Origin of the sequence: Pseudoalteromonas sp. NCIMB 1079, assembly GCF_040567695.1 — a bacterium.
Classification (GTDB): domain Bacteria; phylum Pseudomonadota; class Gammaproteobacteria; order Enterobacterales; family Alteromonadaceae; genus Pseudoalteromonas; species Pseudoalteromonas distincta.
The window spans coordinates 206,525-224,080 of the sequence record NZ_JBEWZA010000002.1; the positions used below are offsets into that span (position 1 = coordinate 206,525).

Here is a 17,556-nt window from a genome sequence, read left to right on the forward strand (position 1 = left end):
AAATTAACGGGCTATTTTTTTATCTAAATAAGCACATGATTTAGTTAACGCCTTTTGACAAAGTGATAAGTAATGTCGCGCTTTAGGGTAGTAAAACGAAAAACACAATAAACCCGCCATAAAAAATATAAGTGAAGGCTAAGGGCGTGTTGATCTTTGTGGATTGAAATTTGTTCAATCTAGGGGCGATTAAATCGCGGCGCGAGGTTTGTAACCTAGTGGGCTAAGTAAGAATCGAGCAACAAAGAGTTAATCGTCCCTGGAAAGAACCCATTGGGCAGCGCATGTTTGGTATTTATGCTGCGTTATCGCCTATTTATGGGGAGTAACCACACTACATAGGCTCTGCCTTGCCTAAAAACCAAACATACTGCTGCAAATTCAACAACCAAAGGTCAACACGCCCTAGGAACGATCGCAAAAAATAATCCTAGCAAAATAAATAGCACGCCACTGATCTGTAATAGTAATTTTTTCATATAACACACCTCATTACTCGTTAACTTGAGTATAATTTAAGCTGCATTAAAATCGACTAAAAGAGTGTTACAAACTGTAAAATCTTCAATTTCTATTCGCCATCACCATGATATAATTAGTCAAATGCCCTAAAATATCGCCGTCATGATAACAACAATTACACAGCAAGATGCCGCGACAGAACTTGTCGCAAATTACCTAAGTACCATTGCAAGCCAAGGTTTTAGTGGAGATACCGATGCCAGTTATGCAACGCGTATTACTGCTTCAACCGATAACAGTGTATATCAGGAAATACCCCAAGGTGTTATTTTTCCAAAAAATGAAAAAGATATTCAACTCGCACTACAAACTGCATCTCGCGACCCATTTTTATCATTAACTTTTGGCCCTCGTGGTGGCGGAACAGGTACAAACGGTCAATCGTTAACACCAGGTATTGTTGTAGATTTGTCTCGCTATATGCGCGAAATCCTCGAAATAAATGTAGAAGAAGGCTGGGTACGCGTTCAAACTGGCGTAATAAAAGATCAACTTAATGACTTTTTAAAACCTTATGGTTTTTTCTTCTCACCCGATTTATCTACTAGTAACAGGGCAACTATTGGTGGCATGATAAGTACTGACGCCTCTGGGCAAGGTTCGTTAGTTTACGGAAAAACAAGCGATCATGTTTTAGGGCTTACAACTTATTTAGTCGATGGTACACCTATGTGTACCTCACCAATAGACATCGACAAAGCAAAAATTATAGCCGAGCAAGACTCTTTAATTGGTAGTTTATATAAAACAGTTTTAGATATTTCAGTTAATGAACGCGCAGCTATTTTAGCTAAGTTTCCACGGTTAAATAGGTTTTTAACCGGCTACGACCTAGAGCATGTGCTAAGTGATGACTTACTTACTTTTGACATGAGCCGACTAATAACAGGTTCAGAAGGCTCATTAGGTATAGTAACTGAAGCTAAATTAAACCTAACGCCTATTGCCGAATTCAAAACGCTTATTAATATCAAGTACGATAGCTTTGACTCAGCACTTCGTCATTCACCGTTTTTAGTTGATGCACGCGCAACATCGGTAGAAACCGTAGATAGCAAAGTTTTAAACTTAGCGCGTGAAGACATCATTTGGAATTTAGTATCGGACTTAATAACCGACGTACCAAATAAAGATATGCAAGGCCTTAACATGGTCGAGTTTAATGCAGTATCAAACGATGATATAAAAGACAAAGTAGACACACTTTGTAAGCTTCTAGATGAATGCGTAGCAAATCAAACTAATGGCGTTATTGGATATCAGTTAATCAGTGATAAAAGCGATATACTAAAAATTTACGCAATGCGTAAAAAATCAGTGGGTTTATTAGGTAATGTAAAAGGCAGTCAAAAACCACTCGCCTTTGCAGAAGACACTGCTGTACCCCCTGAAAATTTAGCAGATTATATTGTCGAATTTAGAGCATTACTCGACAGCCATAATTTACAATATGGTATGTTTGGCCATGTTGATGCTGGGGTTTTACACGTACGCCCAGCACTTGATATGTGCGACCCAGAACAAGAAAAACTACTGCGAACTATTTCAGATCAGGTAGTAAAACTAACCGCTAAGTACGGTGGTTTAATGTGGGGCGAACACGGTAAAGGTTACCGAAGTGAATATAGTCCTGAATTTTTTGGTGAGCATTTATATACGCAACTTCGTAAAATAAAAACAGCTTTCGATCCTAACAACCGCATCAACCCCGGTAAAATATGTACTCCTATCGATAGTGAAGACTCACTAGTTAGTGTTGATGGACAAAAGAGATCGCACTTCGATAAGCAAATATCAATAGAAGTTAAAACCAGTTTTAACAATGCAATGACCTGTAATGGTAATGGCATATGCTTTAATTACGATGAAAATTCACCTATGTGTCCATCGTATAAAGTAACTGGCGATCGTCGTAATTCACCAAAAGGACGCGCAAGTTTAATGCGCGAATGGCTTCGTTTACAAGAGTCAAAAAATGTAGATTTACTCGAAGTAGAAAAGCAGCTTAACAAGGGTGAAGTAATCACCTGGTGGGAACGTTTTGTTCACAGCCGCGAAAAACGAAAAGGTATTTACGACTTTTCTCACGAAGTAAAAGCGTCAATGGATGAATGTTTAGCGTGTAAAGCATGTACAACTGCCTGCCCAATTAAAGTAGATGTTCCTACTTTTCGTTCGCGCTTTCTAAATTATTATCATAGTTATTATGCACGCCCGCTAAAAGATTACCTTGTTGGTAACATAGAAAACAGCGCGCCATTAATGGCAAAGTTTGCAAAAGTTATAAACCCAATTGTTAAAACATCATTAGTAAGCAATGTTATTAAAAAAACAGTTGGCTATGTTGATACACCACAGTTAAGTATTCCTGTACTTTCAAAGCGTATTACTAAAACACAAAAATTTGATTTTGATTTATTAAATAAATTAAATGCAGAGCAACAAAGTGAATATGTATTAATAGTACAAGACCCATTTACGAGCTTTTACGAAGCCGAACTAGTAGAAAGTTTTATTACTTTAATAACCCAACTTGGCAAAAAACCAATGCTATTACCTTTTAAACCAAATGGTAAACCGCAACACGTAAAAGGTTTTTTGCATGAATTTAAAGTTACAGCTAAAAATGCAGCTGAGTTTTTAAATAAATTAAATGATATTAATGCACCGTTAGTCGGTTTAGATGCTTCACTCGTTATGTGTTACCGCGATGAATATAATACAATTTTAGAAAATAACCGTGGTGAATTTAATGTGCAACTTGCCCATGAATGGTTAGAAACACAATCGTTTAAATCACTAAACGCAAAGCAAAATACTGATACCGAATTTACATTACTGAGTCACTGTACTGAAACAACTGCACTGCCAAAAGCGGCAAATGTTTGGCAAACAATTTTCAGTGATATTGGTTTAACATTAAAAACAACAAATACAGGTTGCTGTGGAATGGCGGGGACTTATGGCCACGAAGCACAAAATCAAGATAACTCACGTGCACTTTACGAAATGAGTTGGAAACCAATTGTAGATAAAAATAAACCAGAGCAACTTTTATCTACGGGCTTTTCTTGTCGTAGCCAAGTTAAACGTTTTGAGAAATTTAAACCCAAACACCCAATTGAATTACTCGCACAGGTACTTAGATAATAAAAGTTAAAAAAAGGCGTAACTTAAAAATAAGTTACGCCTTTTTTATTAATACCCATTCGCTTAATTAAATGATCGTTTTTGAGACTGGAAAAACGCCTTGATACCTCGTCAAAAAATTCACTAATTTTTATAAAAGCTATTTAGATTTTTTAGCGAAACTGTCTGCAATTGGCTTTGTACTTATACCGTGAATAAATACACTAAACAAAATAGTCGTCATTGCTATTGTCGCTATTTGATATTTGTTTTCTATTTGCGTATCAATCACCATCAATGTAAAAACAATTGATGCTAATCCTCTTGGTCCAAACCACGCAAATGTAAAACGCTCTTTAATATTCAATGCCGTAAACTGCAGTGACAACATAACAGGAATTATTCTAATTAATGTTGTACTTAATAAAGCGTAAATTATAATTTCAGTATTTAATTTCGGGATAACTAAGTAAGCACAAACAAACCCAAACAAACACCAAATCATTAGCGATGTAAAATCTGCGATGTGCTCTGAGTCTTCAATTAATTCTGTTCTAACTTCTTCAGTCGAAAATTTATCAAATAGTAAACCTGCAATAAACACCGCAATAAATCCACTGCCATGAAAATACTGAGTAACAGAAAACACAGCCATAGCATAACCAAGTAATAAAAATGGACTGGTATTTTGTGCAAAGTAATGACGTTTCATTGCAAAGTTTAAACTCGGTATAAAAACAGCGATACTTGTAATAGCTATTAATAGAGCCAGGCCAAGCTCTCGGCCAAACACACTTAATGTTTGTGTTGCAGTAATAGCTGAGTCAGGATTTTTAGCGAGTAATATAAATATTAAAAATATGGGCACACATAATCCATCGTTCAAACCACTTTCAGTATTTATTCCTTCGCGTATTTTTTCAGGCACTTGTGTACTTGCTAGTAACCCTTTACTTAATGCCGCATCAGTAGGTGTTAAAATAATAGCGAGCAACGCCGCTTGAATAAGTGAAAGCTCAGCAAAGAAAAATAAAGCAACAGCAATACCGAGTAATAAAGTTAAGGGTAGGGCAACAAACAACAGTAAACTAGGATACTGAAAACTATGCCTTAATACACTTAACTTTGATTTAGCTGCATCAGAAAATAAAAATATACTTAGCGTAAGCTCTATAAATGGTAATAAAAGATCAACGCCTTCTTTTATTTTATCCCCTTCGTTGGGTAGCATTAAAGCTAAACATATTCCCCCAACAACAAAAAACATTGGGCCTGTTACCTCTGTTTTTTCTAACTGGCGAAGTGTTAAAGAATAAATTAAAAATAGTCCGCCTATAAATGATATTACTAAATACTCCATTAAATTTTCCTTTTAAGTCCTGATTTTGCTCGCTCTTTAATATTTGTTTGAATATAAATTTGATCGGTAGTCGCAATTTTAGAATGGCCTAAATCTTCTGATAAATGTTTGAGCGGTCTGGTTTGCGCATCATGTGTAGCACCTGTATGACGAAGCCAATGTGCCGTTGCAGCGCCAAGTTGTTCAGCGTCATCTTTAAAACCATCATCAAGTAATGATTGCTGTGCATAATCAAAACTTTGTTGAACTAATCGCCTAATTTGCCTTACGGTCATACCACCTTGACCGCGAATTTTATGAACTAACGGCTCAGATTCATCAACTCGAGGAAGGGCAGGTAGCCCTCGATATAACCTGTATCGTTTTAAATATTCAACAAAATCATCACTTAAGGTTACATCTCGTAATTTATTACCTTTACCCATTATACGTAAAAACCAAAATCCATCATTATCTTGCCAAAAATGAGACATTACCGGCGACCATTGTGGGCGCTCAGATAATTCTGATATTCGTAAATAAAGACCTTTTAGGCAGGCAAGCGTAAATAAATTTCGCTCTAAATCAGGGTTATGTTCGCATAAATCACGCGTTACACCAAAAACGTATTCCCATTGAATATCACTTAATGTATCAGGAATTTGAATTTGTGATTGAACAACTAAATACGGGCTATTTTTTTTAACAACAGGGACAAAGTTCGCAAATGTTTTTTCTTCGAGTAGGGCAAACTTATAAAATACATTTAAGGCAGTAAACATAGCCGATAAAGTTTGTTGGCTGGCGGTGGATACTTTTAGCATAAAAGGGCGCCAATTTTGATTTAACCTACGAATTCCTTGCTCATCTTTATAACGCCATTGCACTGAAGTTGCAGCCCAGGTTTTATCGGGTTCGACCATAAAATCAACGTAAGCTTCAATATCTTCGCGTTTTAAATCGAATACTGATTTTTCTGCTATTAACCACGACCATAAATAAAAGCGTTCAAGCTCATTTCGAAAACGGCTATAAGTGGCTTCTGATTTTCGGCCATAAACATATAAAAACTGATATAAGAATGTCAGATCGGCTTTTGATTCAGTTACAGTCAAGCCAACTTCCTGTATAAAGGATGCAAGTTCTGGGTATTCTGAATTAAGAGTACCGTCGTCTAGATGGGCAATTTGATATCTTAATTGTTTTAACGTATCAACCAAAGCAACAAGCATAATGTATAAATATTCAATTAAATAATAGGTTTACAGAATAACGTTAAAGTCCGATACTGTCTAGTATTGGACATAGCAAAGCTCTAATTATTTTAATACTGTGATTATTCTATGGTTGTTGGTTGCTATATCTTATTAAGGAAAAAATTATGAAAAAACTAATTATACTAAGCGTACTGGCTTTAACTGTTGCGTTAACTGGGTGTGCTACTACAGGTAGTGCATCACCAAGCGAAAAACGTTCACTTGTACAAAGTATGAAAACAAACACATTAGATAAATTATACGCTGAAAAACCTGACGTTAAAAAACAAATTGCTAATTCGGCTGGTTACGCTGTTTTTGATAACGCGAACGTAAATGTTGTTTTAGCCAGTTTTGGTGGCGGTTACGGCGTGGTTAAAAATAACCTTACTGGTAAATCGACTTACATGAATATGGGGGAAGCAGGTTTAGGGCTTGGTTTAGGTGTAAAAGATTTTAACGTTGTAATGGTTTTTCATAACCAAGCTGCACTAAATAGATTTATTGAACATGGTTGGGCATTTGGCGGAAACGCTGATGCAGCAGCAAAATATGAAGATAAAGGCGGTGCACTGGTTGCCGAAGCAATTGCAGATCAAGTTACTGTATATTCTGTAACCGAAAATGGCCTTGCACTACAAGCTGTATTAAAAGGTACCAAGTTTTGGGTTGATTCAGAGCTTAATTAACCTCCAAATTACTCTCCTAAAAGCGAGCTGGTTTGTATAATCACGCTCGCTTTATTAAAACCCATGTAATTTAACATAACGTAATTTATGGGTTGTTTCTATTTATTCTAAAATTTTTCACTACGGTATATAAGCTACCAAAATTAAAATTTTAATTTCATCGAGTTATTTTACTTATTTTTATTTCGTTATTAATCTCTTTAGCTTCCATTTTGAAAGCTATATCTCTGATATTACCTATGTCTAGATTCATTGCATCATCAGAAATATTATTAGGATAGAATGCAAACCTGTATTCCTTTTGATGTGAAAACTCTATTCTTTTCTTAAATATCGCATCATCATCTTTGAATTTTCCTGAAAATATTTCAGGGTCATAATATTCGATTAAACCAGCTTTAAAATTTAATTGCTGTTGTTCAGCTTTATTAAATACTCTATTAATAAATTCTTCTACATTTGTCACAATCACAGCTTTTCTACCCAGCCCCAAACAGCTTTCAGATATTTTTAATTCTTCAATTAGTTTTGGCAGATTTTCTTGAGTCAATTCAAAATTTTCCGTTTGGTAAGATGCATATAAACAGAAGATGTTAACATTATCATGGTAGTTCATATTCATTGATACATTACCAACAACATCTTTTAAAGTAACACCATTTATTTCAATTATTAATTCTTCTGCTTTATACCAACTAATAACTCCTTCATGCTTATCACCTCGATTTCCTAAAGCTTCATCATAAAGTTTTCTAAAATAAGAAAGTTTTTTTGAGTGAAGAAATCCATCTAAAAACATTTCAGCATGTTTATCTTCATCAAAAATTTTTATTAAAAAATATATATACTTATCCATAACAATCCTTATTAATTTATATTTATAGTTCCTAACAGATTTAATCTATTATCGTTATATAACCATCTTATATTCTATAAGTACATAATTTAAAATATTTAAATTGCCATAAGATATCATCCATACTGTCAAACTAGACCTTTGATTATTTACTTCTAGGATATTAAACATACCGTAATTTATGTGTTGTCAGTAATTAAATTATTAATATTACTTCAAATCAAAATTATCATTATTTAATTTTTTATCAAACGCTTCAGCCAATTTTTCAGTTTCACTAAAAACGGTATTCCAATATTTAATACGTGTGTCTGCATCTAGATCGGTAAAATCGTTTCTGTCTGGAATTTTCCCGTAAGGTAAGCCGGCAACAAATTCTTTTGATGGGGTAATCATCACCACGTTGTCGTAATTAAGTGGTGATACTTTACGTTTTAAATTTTTATCGAACCACCCTGCTTTTGGCTCACTATTAAAATGCGGATATAAAATAAGTCCTGGGTTATTAATTTTTAAGTCAAAGTGGTAATCGATAATTCCGCCGTCGCTATATATAAATTTTTTATACTTTTTTATTTATATTTTGTATTGGTAATAGCCTTAGCTTTAAATAAAAAAGGGCTACACGCCCTTTTTTATTTAACTATATTGCTTATATAAATTATATTTTTCTTTTGTGTGTTCAGAAAAGTAGTCTGTGTATAATCATTTTTTAGTAAAATTAAATAACTATATTTCAATTATTTAACTAATATATATAATAAAGCTGCTAAAACACTCCCTATTATTGGACCAACTACCGGGATCCATGAGTAACCCCAGTTACTATCAATTTTACCTTTTATTGGTAATAAAGAATGTACAATTCGCGGGCCTAAATCTCGAGCTGGATTTATTGCATATCCAGTAGTCCCACCCAGAGAAAGTCCAATACCCCAAACAACAAAAGCAACAGGTATAGCGCCTATTGAACCTAAGCCTATTTTTACGCCAGAGCCATCGTCAATTTCAGCTGAAGAGAAGTAAAAAACACAAATTAATAAAACGAAGGTCCCTATTATTTCACTAAGTATATTTCTAAACGTATTTGGTATAGCTGGAGATGTACAGAAAACAGCTCGTTTTAAGGTGGGATCGTCAGTGGCATCGAAATGATCTTTATAAACTGCATAAACTAACGAAGCGCCAACCATCGCGCCAATAAATTCCGCTAAAATATAACTTGGAACTTCGGACCATGGAAATGATCCAGCTACGGCTAAGCCTATTGTTACTGCAGGGTTAAGGTGTGCTCCACTATAGGGACCGGCAACAACCACGCCGATAAAAACACCAAGTCCCCAAGCAGTGGTAATCGTCATCCAACCGCCGCCATGGCCTAGTGTTTTCTTTAGTATGTCATTGGCTACAACCCCGCCCCCAATTAAAATAAGCAGTGCAGTTCCTAGTATTTCAGCTAAGAAAGGTGACATTTTAATATTCCTTATTAATTATAAACATAAAACCACCCTCAATAATGATATCTATTGCATAAGTATAAACCATGAATATTTTGAAACTTTTTTACAGCTGAAAATTACCATAAGATAAGTATCAACTTATTTATTTTTACGCTTGGAGTATTTAGTGGTATCATAAAAATAGTCTCCACTAATAAACCTTAATAGATATGTTGCTATGGTTTTATAGTTAAGCGGCTTATTATTCGCTTTGTACTTTTTTTACCGCATTACACCATCCGGCATATAATTCATCACGTTTTGATTTAGTCATGTTAGGAACAAATCGTTTATCGCAATTCCAGTTAGTCGCTAATGATTCAAGTGATGGGAATACACCCGCTTTTAAACCTGCTAAGTAAGCTACACCCAAAGCAGTAGTTTCACTTATGGTCGAACGGTCAACTTCGGCTCCTAAAACATCTGACAAAAATTGCATAAGCCAGCCATTTATTACCATACCGCCATCAACTCTTAGTACCTGTGGTCTTACGCCATCAGCTTCCATTGACTTTTGAAGGTCTTTAGTTTGAAAACAAACTGATTGTAATCCAGCTGTTACGATCTCTTTTATACCCGTATCTCGGGTTAAGCCAAAAATTGCACCTCGCGCATTAGAATCCCAATAAGGAGCACCTAATCCTGTAAAAGCGGGTACCATATATATACCGTGATCTAGTGAGGTATTGCATGCAAGTGACTCTGTTTCTTCAGCTTTTTGGATTAATTGTAGACCGTCTCTAAGCCATTGAATTGCAGCACCTGCAATAAAAATACTCCCCTCTAGCGCATAAGTTGGTTTCCCATTTAATCTATAAGCTACTGTACTGAGAAGTCTATTTTCAGATTCAAGTACTTTATCGCCAGTGTTAACCATCATAAAGCATCCTGTACCATAGGTACTTTTAGCCATTCCTGGTTGAAAACAAGTTTGCCCAAATAACGCTGCCTGTTGGTCTCCTGCCATTGCAAGAATAGGTACTTCGTAACCTAAATAGCGTTCATCTGTTACACCAAAATCATCTGATGAATCCATTACTTCTGGTAACATCTCTATTGGCACATTCAGAAGTTCAAGTAATTCCACGTCCCATTCTTGGGTATGAATATTAAAGAGCATAGTTCGCGAAGCATTCGTTGCGTCTGTGCGGTGCTCTTTTCCGCCTGTCAATTTCCACAATAAATAAGTGTCGACAGTACCGAAGATTAAATCGCCTTTTTCTGCTTTTTCTCTAGCATCGGGACAATTTTCTAAAATCCAATTTATTTTAGTTGCAGAAAAATATGGGTCTATTAAAAGGCCGGTTTTTTTTCTAATTAACTCTTCTTTTTCTGCGGCCCTTAAATCATTACATAACTCTGACGTACGTCTATCTTGCCATACAATCGCGTTATAAACGGGCTCACCAGTAATTTTATCCCATACTATTGTTGTTTCACGTTGGTTGGTAATACCTATGGCAATAACCTTATCGTGTTGAGGGTCTAGGTGTTTCATTACAGCTGTCATTGTTTGCTGTACAGAAGCCCAAATATCTTCTGGTTTATGTTCTACATAACCATCTTTTGGAAAGTGCTGGTCAAATTCTTGTTGTTCTAGGTATGCAATATTACCATTTAAATCAAATAGCACACTTCTAGAACTAGTCGTACCTTGATCAATTGAAAGGATATAGTTATTCATTATTTTTTCACTTTTACTTTCGGTTATTTTCGTTTTTGTACTATTACATGGATTAATTGCTACATACAACAAAAATACAACTTTAATATATAATTATTTATATGTGATTTTCATTTGTTAGCTCTTAACCTATAATTTACTATTAACTAAATTTAAAATGCGAAAAAAATGACTCAAGACCAAAGACACGAATCCATACTAAAATTATTAAAAGAAAGAGATTCAATTTCTATTGAAGTACTAGTAAGTCATTATGAAGTTACACCACAAACAATAAGACGAGATCTGGCTTATCTTGCTAATTTAAATAAATTGAGACGTCATCATGGCGGTGCTAGTGCCATTTCAAGCATTCAGAATACAGCATATCAAACTAGAAAAATCATGGACTTAGAAGCTAAACAAAAAATAGCACAGCATGTAGTTCGTATGATACCTAATGGCTCTTCCTTATTTATAAACATAGGCACTACAACAGAAACAATCGCGAAAGCACTTCTTGGTCATGAAAATTTGAAAGTTGTAACTAATAATCTTAATGTTGCGGCTATATTAGGTGTTAAGAAAGATTTTTCTGTACTTATCGCAGGTGGAGAAGTTAGGCACAGAGATGGCGGGATTATTGGTGAGACCACAGAGGATTTTATTAAACAATTTCGTATGGATTTTGGCATTATAGGTATTAGTGGCATAGAAGAAAATGGTGCGTTACTTGATTTTGACTATCGTGAAGTGCGCGTAGCCCAGGCAATCATTGAAAATTCACGTAAAGTTTTACTTGCTGCAGATCACTCTAAATTCGGTCGGTATGCGATGGTAAAATTAGGTAATATCTCACAGGCAGATAACTTTATTACCGATGCTCAGCCACCCGAAAGTATACTTACTTTACTCAATGAGCACGATGTCGAACTGCATATCGCTCGGTAAAAGCTTAACATAACAGTTAAATAGATTTTCCCTCATCATGGGGAAATCATGAGCTTTCCATTTTAGCTACAGCATGATCGAATAGGTTTCTTATAAATAGAAGTCCCATACAATTAATTTTTGATGAACATTTTTCAATAATATCCGACGAATAACTGCAATCTAAAGTCGAATATAAGCTTCATGCTATCTTATTCATTCTCGTTGTAGGTGTGATCTGCACCGAAGATGGATGAAAAACATTGAATACGTTGCTAATAATGAGATTGATTTGCTTGAAAAATATGTCTCATTTGAAAGTAGTCTTCCAGTTCACAACACTATAGATGGTACTATTCACCTATATCATCTGAAAAGTCATACCTATTGTATTAAATTAGTGATCTATTATAGCGCTGAGGAAATAGCGCGATAACAAAGAAAAATTATGACATAGAGTTGTTATCTCCAATTGCTCTCTGCATTTTCCTGTATTGCTCCCCCTCCTGCCCCTATTCTGTCAGCTATTAATAATTTTTAACGTAGAGAGTTATTTAAGAAGATAAAATGATCATGCTTTTAATAGGATAGATATTACAACAAAATTTTATACGTTGGACACAGGCTGCACATATAGCAACAAACGTTGGCGTTATAGCCATAGATGGTAAAACTATTTGTGGCTTTAATGATAAGAAACCAAAGAGACATACAATCGATATAACAAGCGCTTTTCAGCCGGCAATAGCTGTTGTATCAAGAAAAATAAAGATAGCTAACAATATACCTCCAACTGGCCCAGCCTTGCTTGATTTATCGGATATCAAAACGCCGTAGTAACTATTGATTTAATGGGGTGTCAAAAAACTATAGCGGAAAAAATTAAACTCCTAAGTTTTTTATTGCTTTACGGTGGGTTTGATATAGCTAGACTAACTTTCATTTATGTACTTTAATGTTTGCAAATGTTCGTTATTAAATGTTATTTTTAATATAAAGAAAACCGAAGTAAATAATAACTTCGTACTGTTATAGCTATTCAGAGTCTTAAAATACAATAGTTATCTGCAGTAGCTTGGTCATCCTTGTTAATCAGATCAATTAATTTTTGATTTCGTTTGAAGGCTTACTTGTATCAAGTACTTAAATGTTGGGTAACAAATCTTGAGTTAAATAATAAAAATATCGAAAGTATTTTTATTATTACTCGTATACTTACTTACCTGCATGCCTAGTATAAGTTTTGATAGCACGATAAATACCGTTTAGGACATTAATACTTTAAATTTAATTGAGCTGGTCTAAATAGCTTGATATTAAAATAGGTAATTCAACAAATGAGTCAACTTAGAGACAACAATATTAAAAAACTTCCCCAAGATATTTATGATGTTTTGATTATTGGAGGGGGTATTAACGGTGCTGTATCTGCTGCCGCTTTAGCCGCTAAGGGCGCTAGAGTTGCCTTGATAGACAAAGGTGATTTTGCCGGTTTCACTAGTTCAAACTCATCAAATTTAGCTTGGGGTGGCATAAAATATTTAGAAAGTCATGAATATAATTTGGTTAATAAACTTTGTAAAAGTAGAAACCATTTAATGCGTAGCTATCCTTCTACTGTTAAAGAAATTCGCTTTTTTACAAGTATCCAAAAAGGCTTTAGATTTCCGGCATTCTTTGTTTATTTAGGTACTATTCTCTATTGGTTTATGGGACGTTTTTTTACTAAATCTCCTAGATACCTCAATGCAAAAAAAATAAAATCATCAGAGCCAGTCATTAACACAAAAAATGTAGAGGCTGGATTTGAATATTCAGACAGCTTTTTATTGGATAACGATGCTCGTTTTGTTTTCAATTTTATTCGCTCTAGTATGAGCCATGGGTGTATTGCCGCTAACTACGTAAGTTCGCAGGGCTCTACTCGCTCTAATGATATTTGGACTACAAATGCAGTAGACGAGATGTCTAAAGAGAAGTTTACTATCCGCTCTAAAGTTATTATTAACGCAGCAGGCCCATTTGTTGATCCTATTAACAATACAAATAGTCAAACCACAGCACATCACCATGTATTTTCAAAAGGTATTCACCTTATTGTTGATAAGGTAACTAACAGTAACAAAGTACTGACGTTTTTTGCAGATGATGGTCGGTTGTTTTTTGTGATCCCCATGGGCCCAAAAACGTGTATTGGTACAACCGATACACAAGTTCATAGTCCGCACTCACAAGTGACTGATGAGGATCGAAACTTTGTGCTTGATAATGCTAACAAATTATTAGAGTTAGAAAAGCCAATTACAAAAAGTGATATTATAGCCGAGCGCTGTGGAGTTAGACCATTAGCAATTAAAAAAGACGGTAATGGTAAGGCTGACTGGGTGCAATTATCACGCAAGCACGCTATAGATACAAATAGTGATCAAAAATATCTTTCTATCTTTGGCGGAAAACTAACAGATTGTATTAATGTAGGCGATGAAGTGGCTGATTTAGTCACTGGATTAGGTATTAAGTTACCTTATGAAGATTACAAATGGTACGGTGAACCTGACGACACTGTTAAAAATGAGTTCATGCATCGTGCAAAATTAATGAATTTGGATGGTTTAACACCTAAAACATCTACAGAGGTACTTAGTAAGCGGTTTTGGAGACGTTACGGCAGAAATGCGATTAACATGCTAGAAAAAATTCGTGAAGCACCTGAAAAAGGCGAACTCCTTATTAAGAATTCGGAGTACTTACGTGTGGAAATTGAACACGCTGCTGAGCGGGAAATGATAACTAAACTCAGTGATTTTTTACGTCGACGTTCTAAAATTTCACTGGTTGTAAGAAAAGAAGATATTCTTTCAGATCCTGGTTTACATGAAGTCTGCCAAATTCTATTTGGTAAGGATAATGCTGAAAATAAACTTCAGGAGTACATTGAAGAGATATCTAAATAACCATTTACATCTATTCTTACGACTTTAAAAGCTTGGGTTAAATGTTATAGAAGAAGTCTGTTAACACGATTAAAATTAATTATGTTAACTGACTTCTTATAGCAACTAATAAAACTATATTTTATTTTTAAAAATTAATAACATTTTAACTTTTTATCAAACGCTTCAGCTAGCCTTTCTGTTTCACTAAAAACTATATTCCAATATTTAATACGCGTGTCTGCATCAAGATCGGTAAAATCGTTTCTATCTGGAATTTTTCCGTAGGGTAAGCTTGCTACAAATTCTTTTGATGGGGTGATCATCACTACATTGTCGTAATTAAGTGGTGACACTTTACGTTTTAAATTTTTATCGAACCACCCTGCTTTTGGATCGCTATTAAAATGCGGATATAAAATTAAGCCTGGGTTATTAATTTTTAAATCAAAGTGGTAATCGATAATTCCGCCGTCGCGATATATTCCTTGCGGCGAGCCTGCAATATTTTTTATGCCTTGCATAACAAGTGGTATTGAACCCGATGCAAGTAATGCATCTTTTAAATTATTTTGAGTAAGCGCTATGTTTTGCGTTTTAAAATTGTAGCTGTCGGTAATTGATAAGTCACTTGTTGCTGGGCCAAATATAAAACGCTCATACTGTGAGCCTAATAATTTTCGGTTAACGCGGTTTAGCATATAACTTTTTGATAAACCCAGTAGTTGTATTATTTTATTTTCGCTGGCAATAAAGCCATTCGATTTTGCTACTATAAAGTGCGCTTTAAATATTGGGTTATTTATAATTTCGGTTACGCCGTTATCGCCAAAAACATCTTCAAGTAATGCGCGCGCTTTTATTGTTATTTCACTTGGTGTTGGTTTATTACTTGAGTATCGGGTTTGCGAATACGATTTTGCTAAGCGCTCAATGGCAGCAACGGGATCGTTTTGTGCAAAACACGCAGAGCAAAAAGCGCCGGCAGATGAGCCAATTAAATTAAGTGGCCGGGTTCGGTTTTTAAAAAATTCACCAAAAATATACTTATCCAACCCAAATAAGGTAAACCACTTTGGCCCACCACTTGCACCTAAAAAAGAGGTGAAAAGTTCAGGTTTAAAGCCCTGTTCGTTAATAATTTTAGCCGCTGTTTTCCCTGCGTTAATCTCGATCATCTAAAAAATTGTGCCTTTTATTTTGGTTGCTTCTGTTATTTCTACAACACTGAAAGTGAATACTTATGCAAAATAAAAAGCGATTTCATGTTGCCATAAAACCGCTTTTTATAGTTAAGTGTGCTTAAAGTACGTGAATTAATCCCAAATGCCGTCTTCACATTTGCCCTGTACTTTTACATCTTTTACTTTAAATTCGGGCTCTAAACCTTTGTCTCTTTGTGCGTGGTAATCGCTCGTAACAGACAAAATAGTCGGCGTTAACAGTATAATAGCGATAACGTTAACCACTGTCATTAATCCTAAGGCAATATCGGCTAAATCCCAGACTTCTTTTAATGTGGCCGACGCGCCCCACAACATCATTGATAAATAAAGCAAAGTGTAAATGCCGCGCCCTACTTTGTTGTCGAGCTTAAATAAGTGCAAGTTGCTCTCTGCATAGGCGTAGTTTGCCACCACCGATGTAAAAGCAAATAAGGTTATAGCGGCTGCTACAAAGTAAACACCACCTTGTGCTAAGTGAGCAGTCATCGCGCTTTGTGTTAAACGAATGCCTCCCATTTCACCGCTTATGTCTATATCGGCCAATAAAATGATCACAGCGGTACAGCTACACAGTACGATTGTATCGAAAAATACGCCTAGCATTTGTATGTAACCTTGCGTTACAGGGTGATTAGGAATTGGGCTGGCACTTGCTGAAGCATGCGGCACACTACCTGCACCGGCCTCATTAGAATATAAACCACGTTGAATACCGTTTTTAATCGCAGCGCCCATTGCACCGGCGCCTGCTTCTTGTAAACCAAACGCTGATAAAAATATATCTTTAAGCATGGCGGGTACTTGCGTGAAATTTATAATCGTAATAATTACCGCCGCAAGTACAAACACAATGCCCATTATTGGCACAACACGCTCTGCAAATCGGGCAATTGCTTTAAAGCCACCGAGTATAATTGAGCCCGCTAATACGGTAATAACTAGGCCTGAATAAAATGTAGGAACTTCAAACGCGTAGTTAAGTGCGTCAGTAATTGTGTTAGTTTGCATTGCGCTAAACGTAAATCCGTAACCTAAAAACAAACACGCGGCAAACACAATTGCGAATGCTCGGCTACCCAAACCTTGTTGAATATAATACGCAGGCCCGCCTCTAAACTCGCCGCCACTATCGCGCACTTTATATACTTGCCCAAGTACGCTTTCGGCAAAGCCTGTAGCCATACCCAATATGGCTATAACCCACATCCAAAATATAGCGCCGCTGCCGCCAAGTGAAATTGCCACTGCCACACCGGCTAAATTACCGGTACCTACCCGTGCACAAAGCCCTGTACACAATGCTTGGAATGATGAAATGTCGTTTTTTTTACATTTACTACTGCCTTTTAAAAGGCTAAACATATGTTTAAATTTAAGTATTTGAATTGCTTTTAGTCGTACTGAAAACCATACCCCCGTAAACAAGAGTATATAAATAAGTACCTGCCCTTCTCCCCATAAAAGGTTGTTTACGCTTTTGACGACGGTATCGAACATTGCTAATTCCTTCTTAT

Annotated in this window: 11 protein-coding genes and 1 pseudogene; 4 read left to right on the forward strand and 8 right to left on the reverse strand. The window is 35.6% G+C overall.

From position 1 onward, the window contains the following. The first annotated feature begins 624 nt into the window (after window positions 1–624). On the forward strand, window positions 625–3,672 hold the full coding sequence (gene ydiJ, locus ABX891_RS17690; RefSeq protein WP_354630255.1) for a D-2-hydroxyglutarate dehydrogenase YdiJ: 3,048 nt from the start codon (window positions 625–627) through the stop codon (window positions 3,670–3,672). A 139-nt stretch (window positions 3,673–3,811) separates the two neighbouring features. Here ydiJ and ABX891_RS17695 read toward each other — a convergent pair whose 3' ends face one another. Next, entirely contained in the window at window positions 3,812–5,011 is a 1,200-nt protein-coding gene (locus ABX891_RS17695) for a cation:proton antiporter (protein WP_354630256.1), read from the reverse strand. Continuing rightward, window positions 5,011–6,222, reverse strand: a complete 1,212-nt coding sequence (locus ABX891_RS17700) for a tyrosine-type recombinase/integrase (protein ID WP_354630257.1) — start codon at window positions 6,220–6,222, stop codon at window positions 5,011–5,013. The genes ABX891_RS17695 and ABX891_RS17700 overlap by 1 nt, the downstream gene beginning before the upstream one ends. A gap of 149 nt (window positions 6,223–6,371) precedes the next feature. Here ABX891_RS17700 and ABX891_RS17705 point away from each other — a divergent pair, with 149 nt between their 5' ends. Continuing rightward, a complete protein-coding gene (locus tag ABX891_RS17705) occupies window positions 6,372–6,935 on the forward strand; it encodes a lipid-binding SYLF domain-containing protein (protein ID WP_024605345.1) in 564 nt (187 codons plus the stop codon). 157 nt (window positions 6,936–7,092) lie between these two features. Here ABX891_RS17705 and ABX891_RS17710 read toward each other — a convergent pair whose 3' ends face one another. The 4 genes and pseudogenes from ABX891_RS17710 to glpK form a co-directional block, all read right to left on the reverse strand. Next, window positions 7,093–7,791, reverse strand: coding sequence for a hypothetical protein (locus tag ABX891_RS17710; protein ID WP_197188212.1), 699 nt, complete (start codon window positions 7,789–7,791; stop codon window positions 7,093–7,095). 210 nt (window positions 7,792–8,001) lie between these two features. After that, window positions 8,002–8,346, reverse strand: a pseudogene (locus ABX891_RS17715) (patatin-like phospholipase family protein); the annotation flags it as partial. 185 nt (window positions 8,347–8,531) lie between these two features. After that, complete coding sequence (locus ABX891_RS17720) at window positions 8,532–9,263, reverse strand: MIP/aquaporin family protein (protein ID WP_024591022.1); 732 nt, start codon at window positions 9,261–9,263, stop codon at window positions 8,532–8,534. A 229-nt stretch (window positions 9,264–9,492) separates the two neighbouring features. After that, complete coding sequence (glpK, locus tag ABX891_RS17725) at window positions 9,493–10,974, reverse strand: glycerol kinase GlpK (RefSeq protein ID WP_024591023.1); 1,482 nt, start codon at window positions 10,972–10,974, stop codon at window positions 9,493–9,495. A gap of 168 nt (window positions 10,975–11,142) precedes the next feature. Between glpK and ABX891_RS17730 the strand changes: the two genes are divergently transcribed. Together ABX891_RS17730 and ABX891_RS17735 are read left to right on the forward strand one after the other, a co-directional pair. After that, window positions 11,143–11,904, forward strand: coding sequence for a DeoR/GlpR family transcriptional regulator (locus ABX891_RS17730; RefSeq protein WP_165743954.1), 762 nt, complete (start codon window positions 11,143–11,145; stop codon window positions 11,902–11,904). Between the two features lie 1,316 nt (window positions 11,905–13,220). Then, window positions 13,221–14,837: a glycerol-3-phosphate dehydrogenase/oxidase gene (locus ABX891_RS17735; protein WP_024605636.1), complete on the forward strand. Its 1,617-nt coding sequence runs from the start codon at window positions 13,221–13,223 to the stop codon at window positions 14,835–14,837. Window positions 14,838–14,971: 134 nt separating this feature from the next. Here the strand turns inward: ABX891_RS17735 and ABX891_RS17740 are convergent, their stop codons facing one another. Next, on the reverse strand, window positions 14,972–15,994 hold the full coding sequence (locus ABX891_RS17740) for a patatin-like phospholipase family protein (protein WP_354630258.1): 1,023 nt from the start codon (window positions 15,992–15,994) through the stop codon (window positions 14,972–14,974). Between the two features lie 138 nt (window positions 15,995–16,132). Then, the gene (locus ABX891_RS17745; protein ID WP_354630259.1) at window positions 16,133–17,539 is read right to left on the reverse strand and encodes an alanine/glycine:cation symporter family protein; all 1,407 of its coding nucleotides are present in this window, start codon (window positions 17,537–17,539) and stop codon (window positions 16,133–16,135) included. Window positions 17,540–17,556 lie beyond the last annotated feature (17 nt).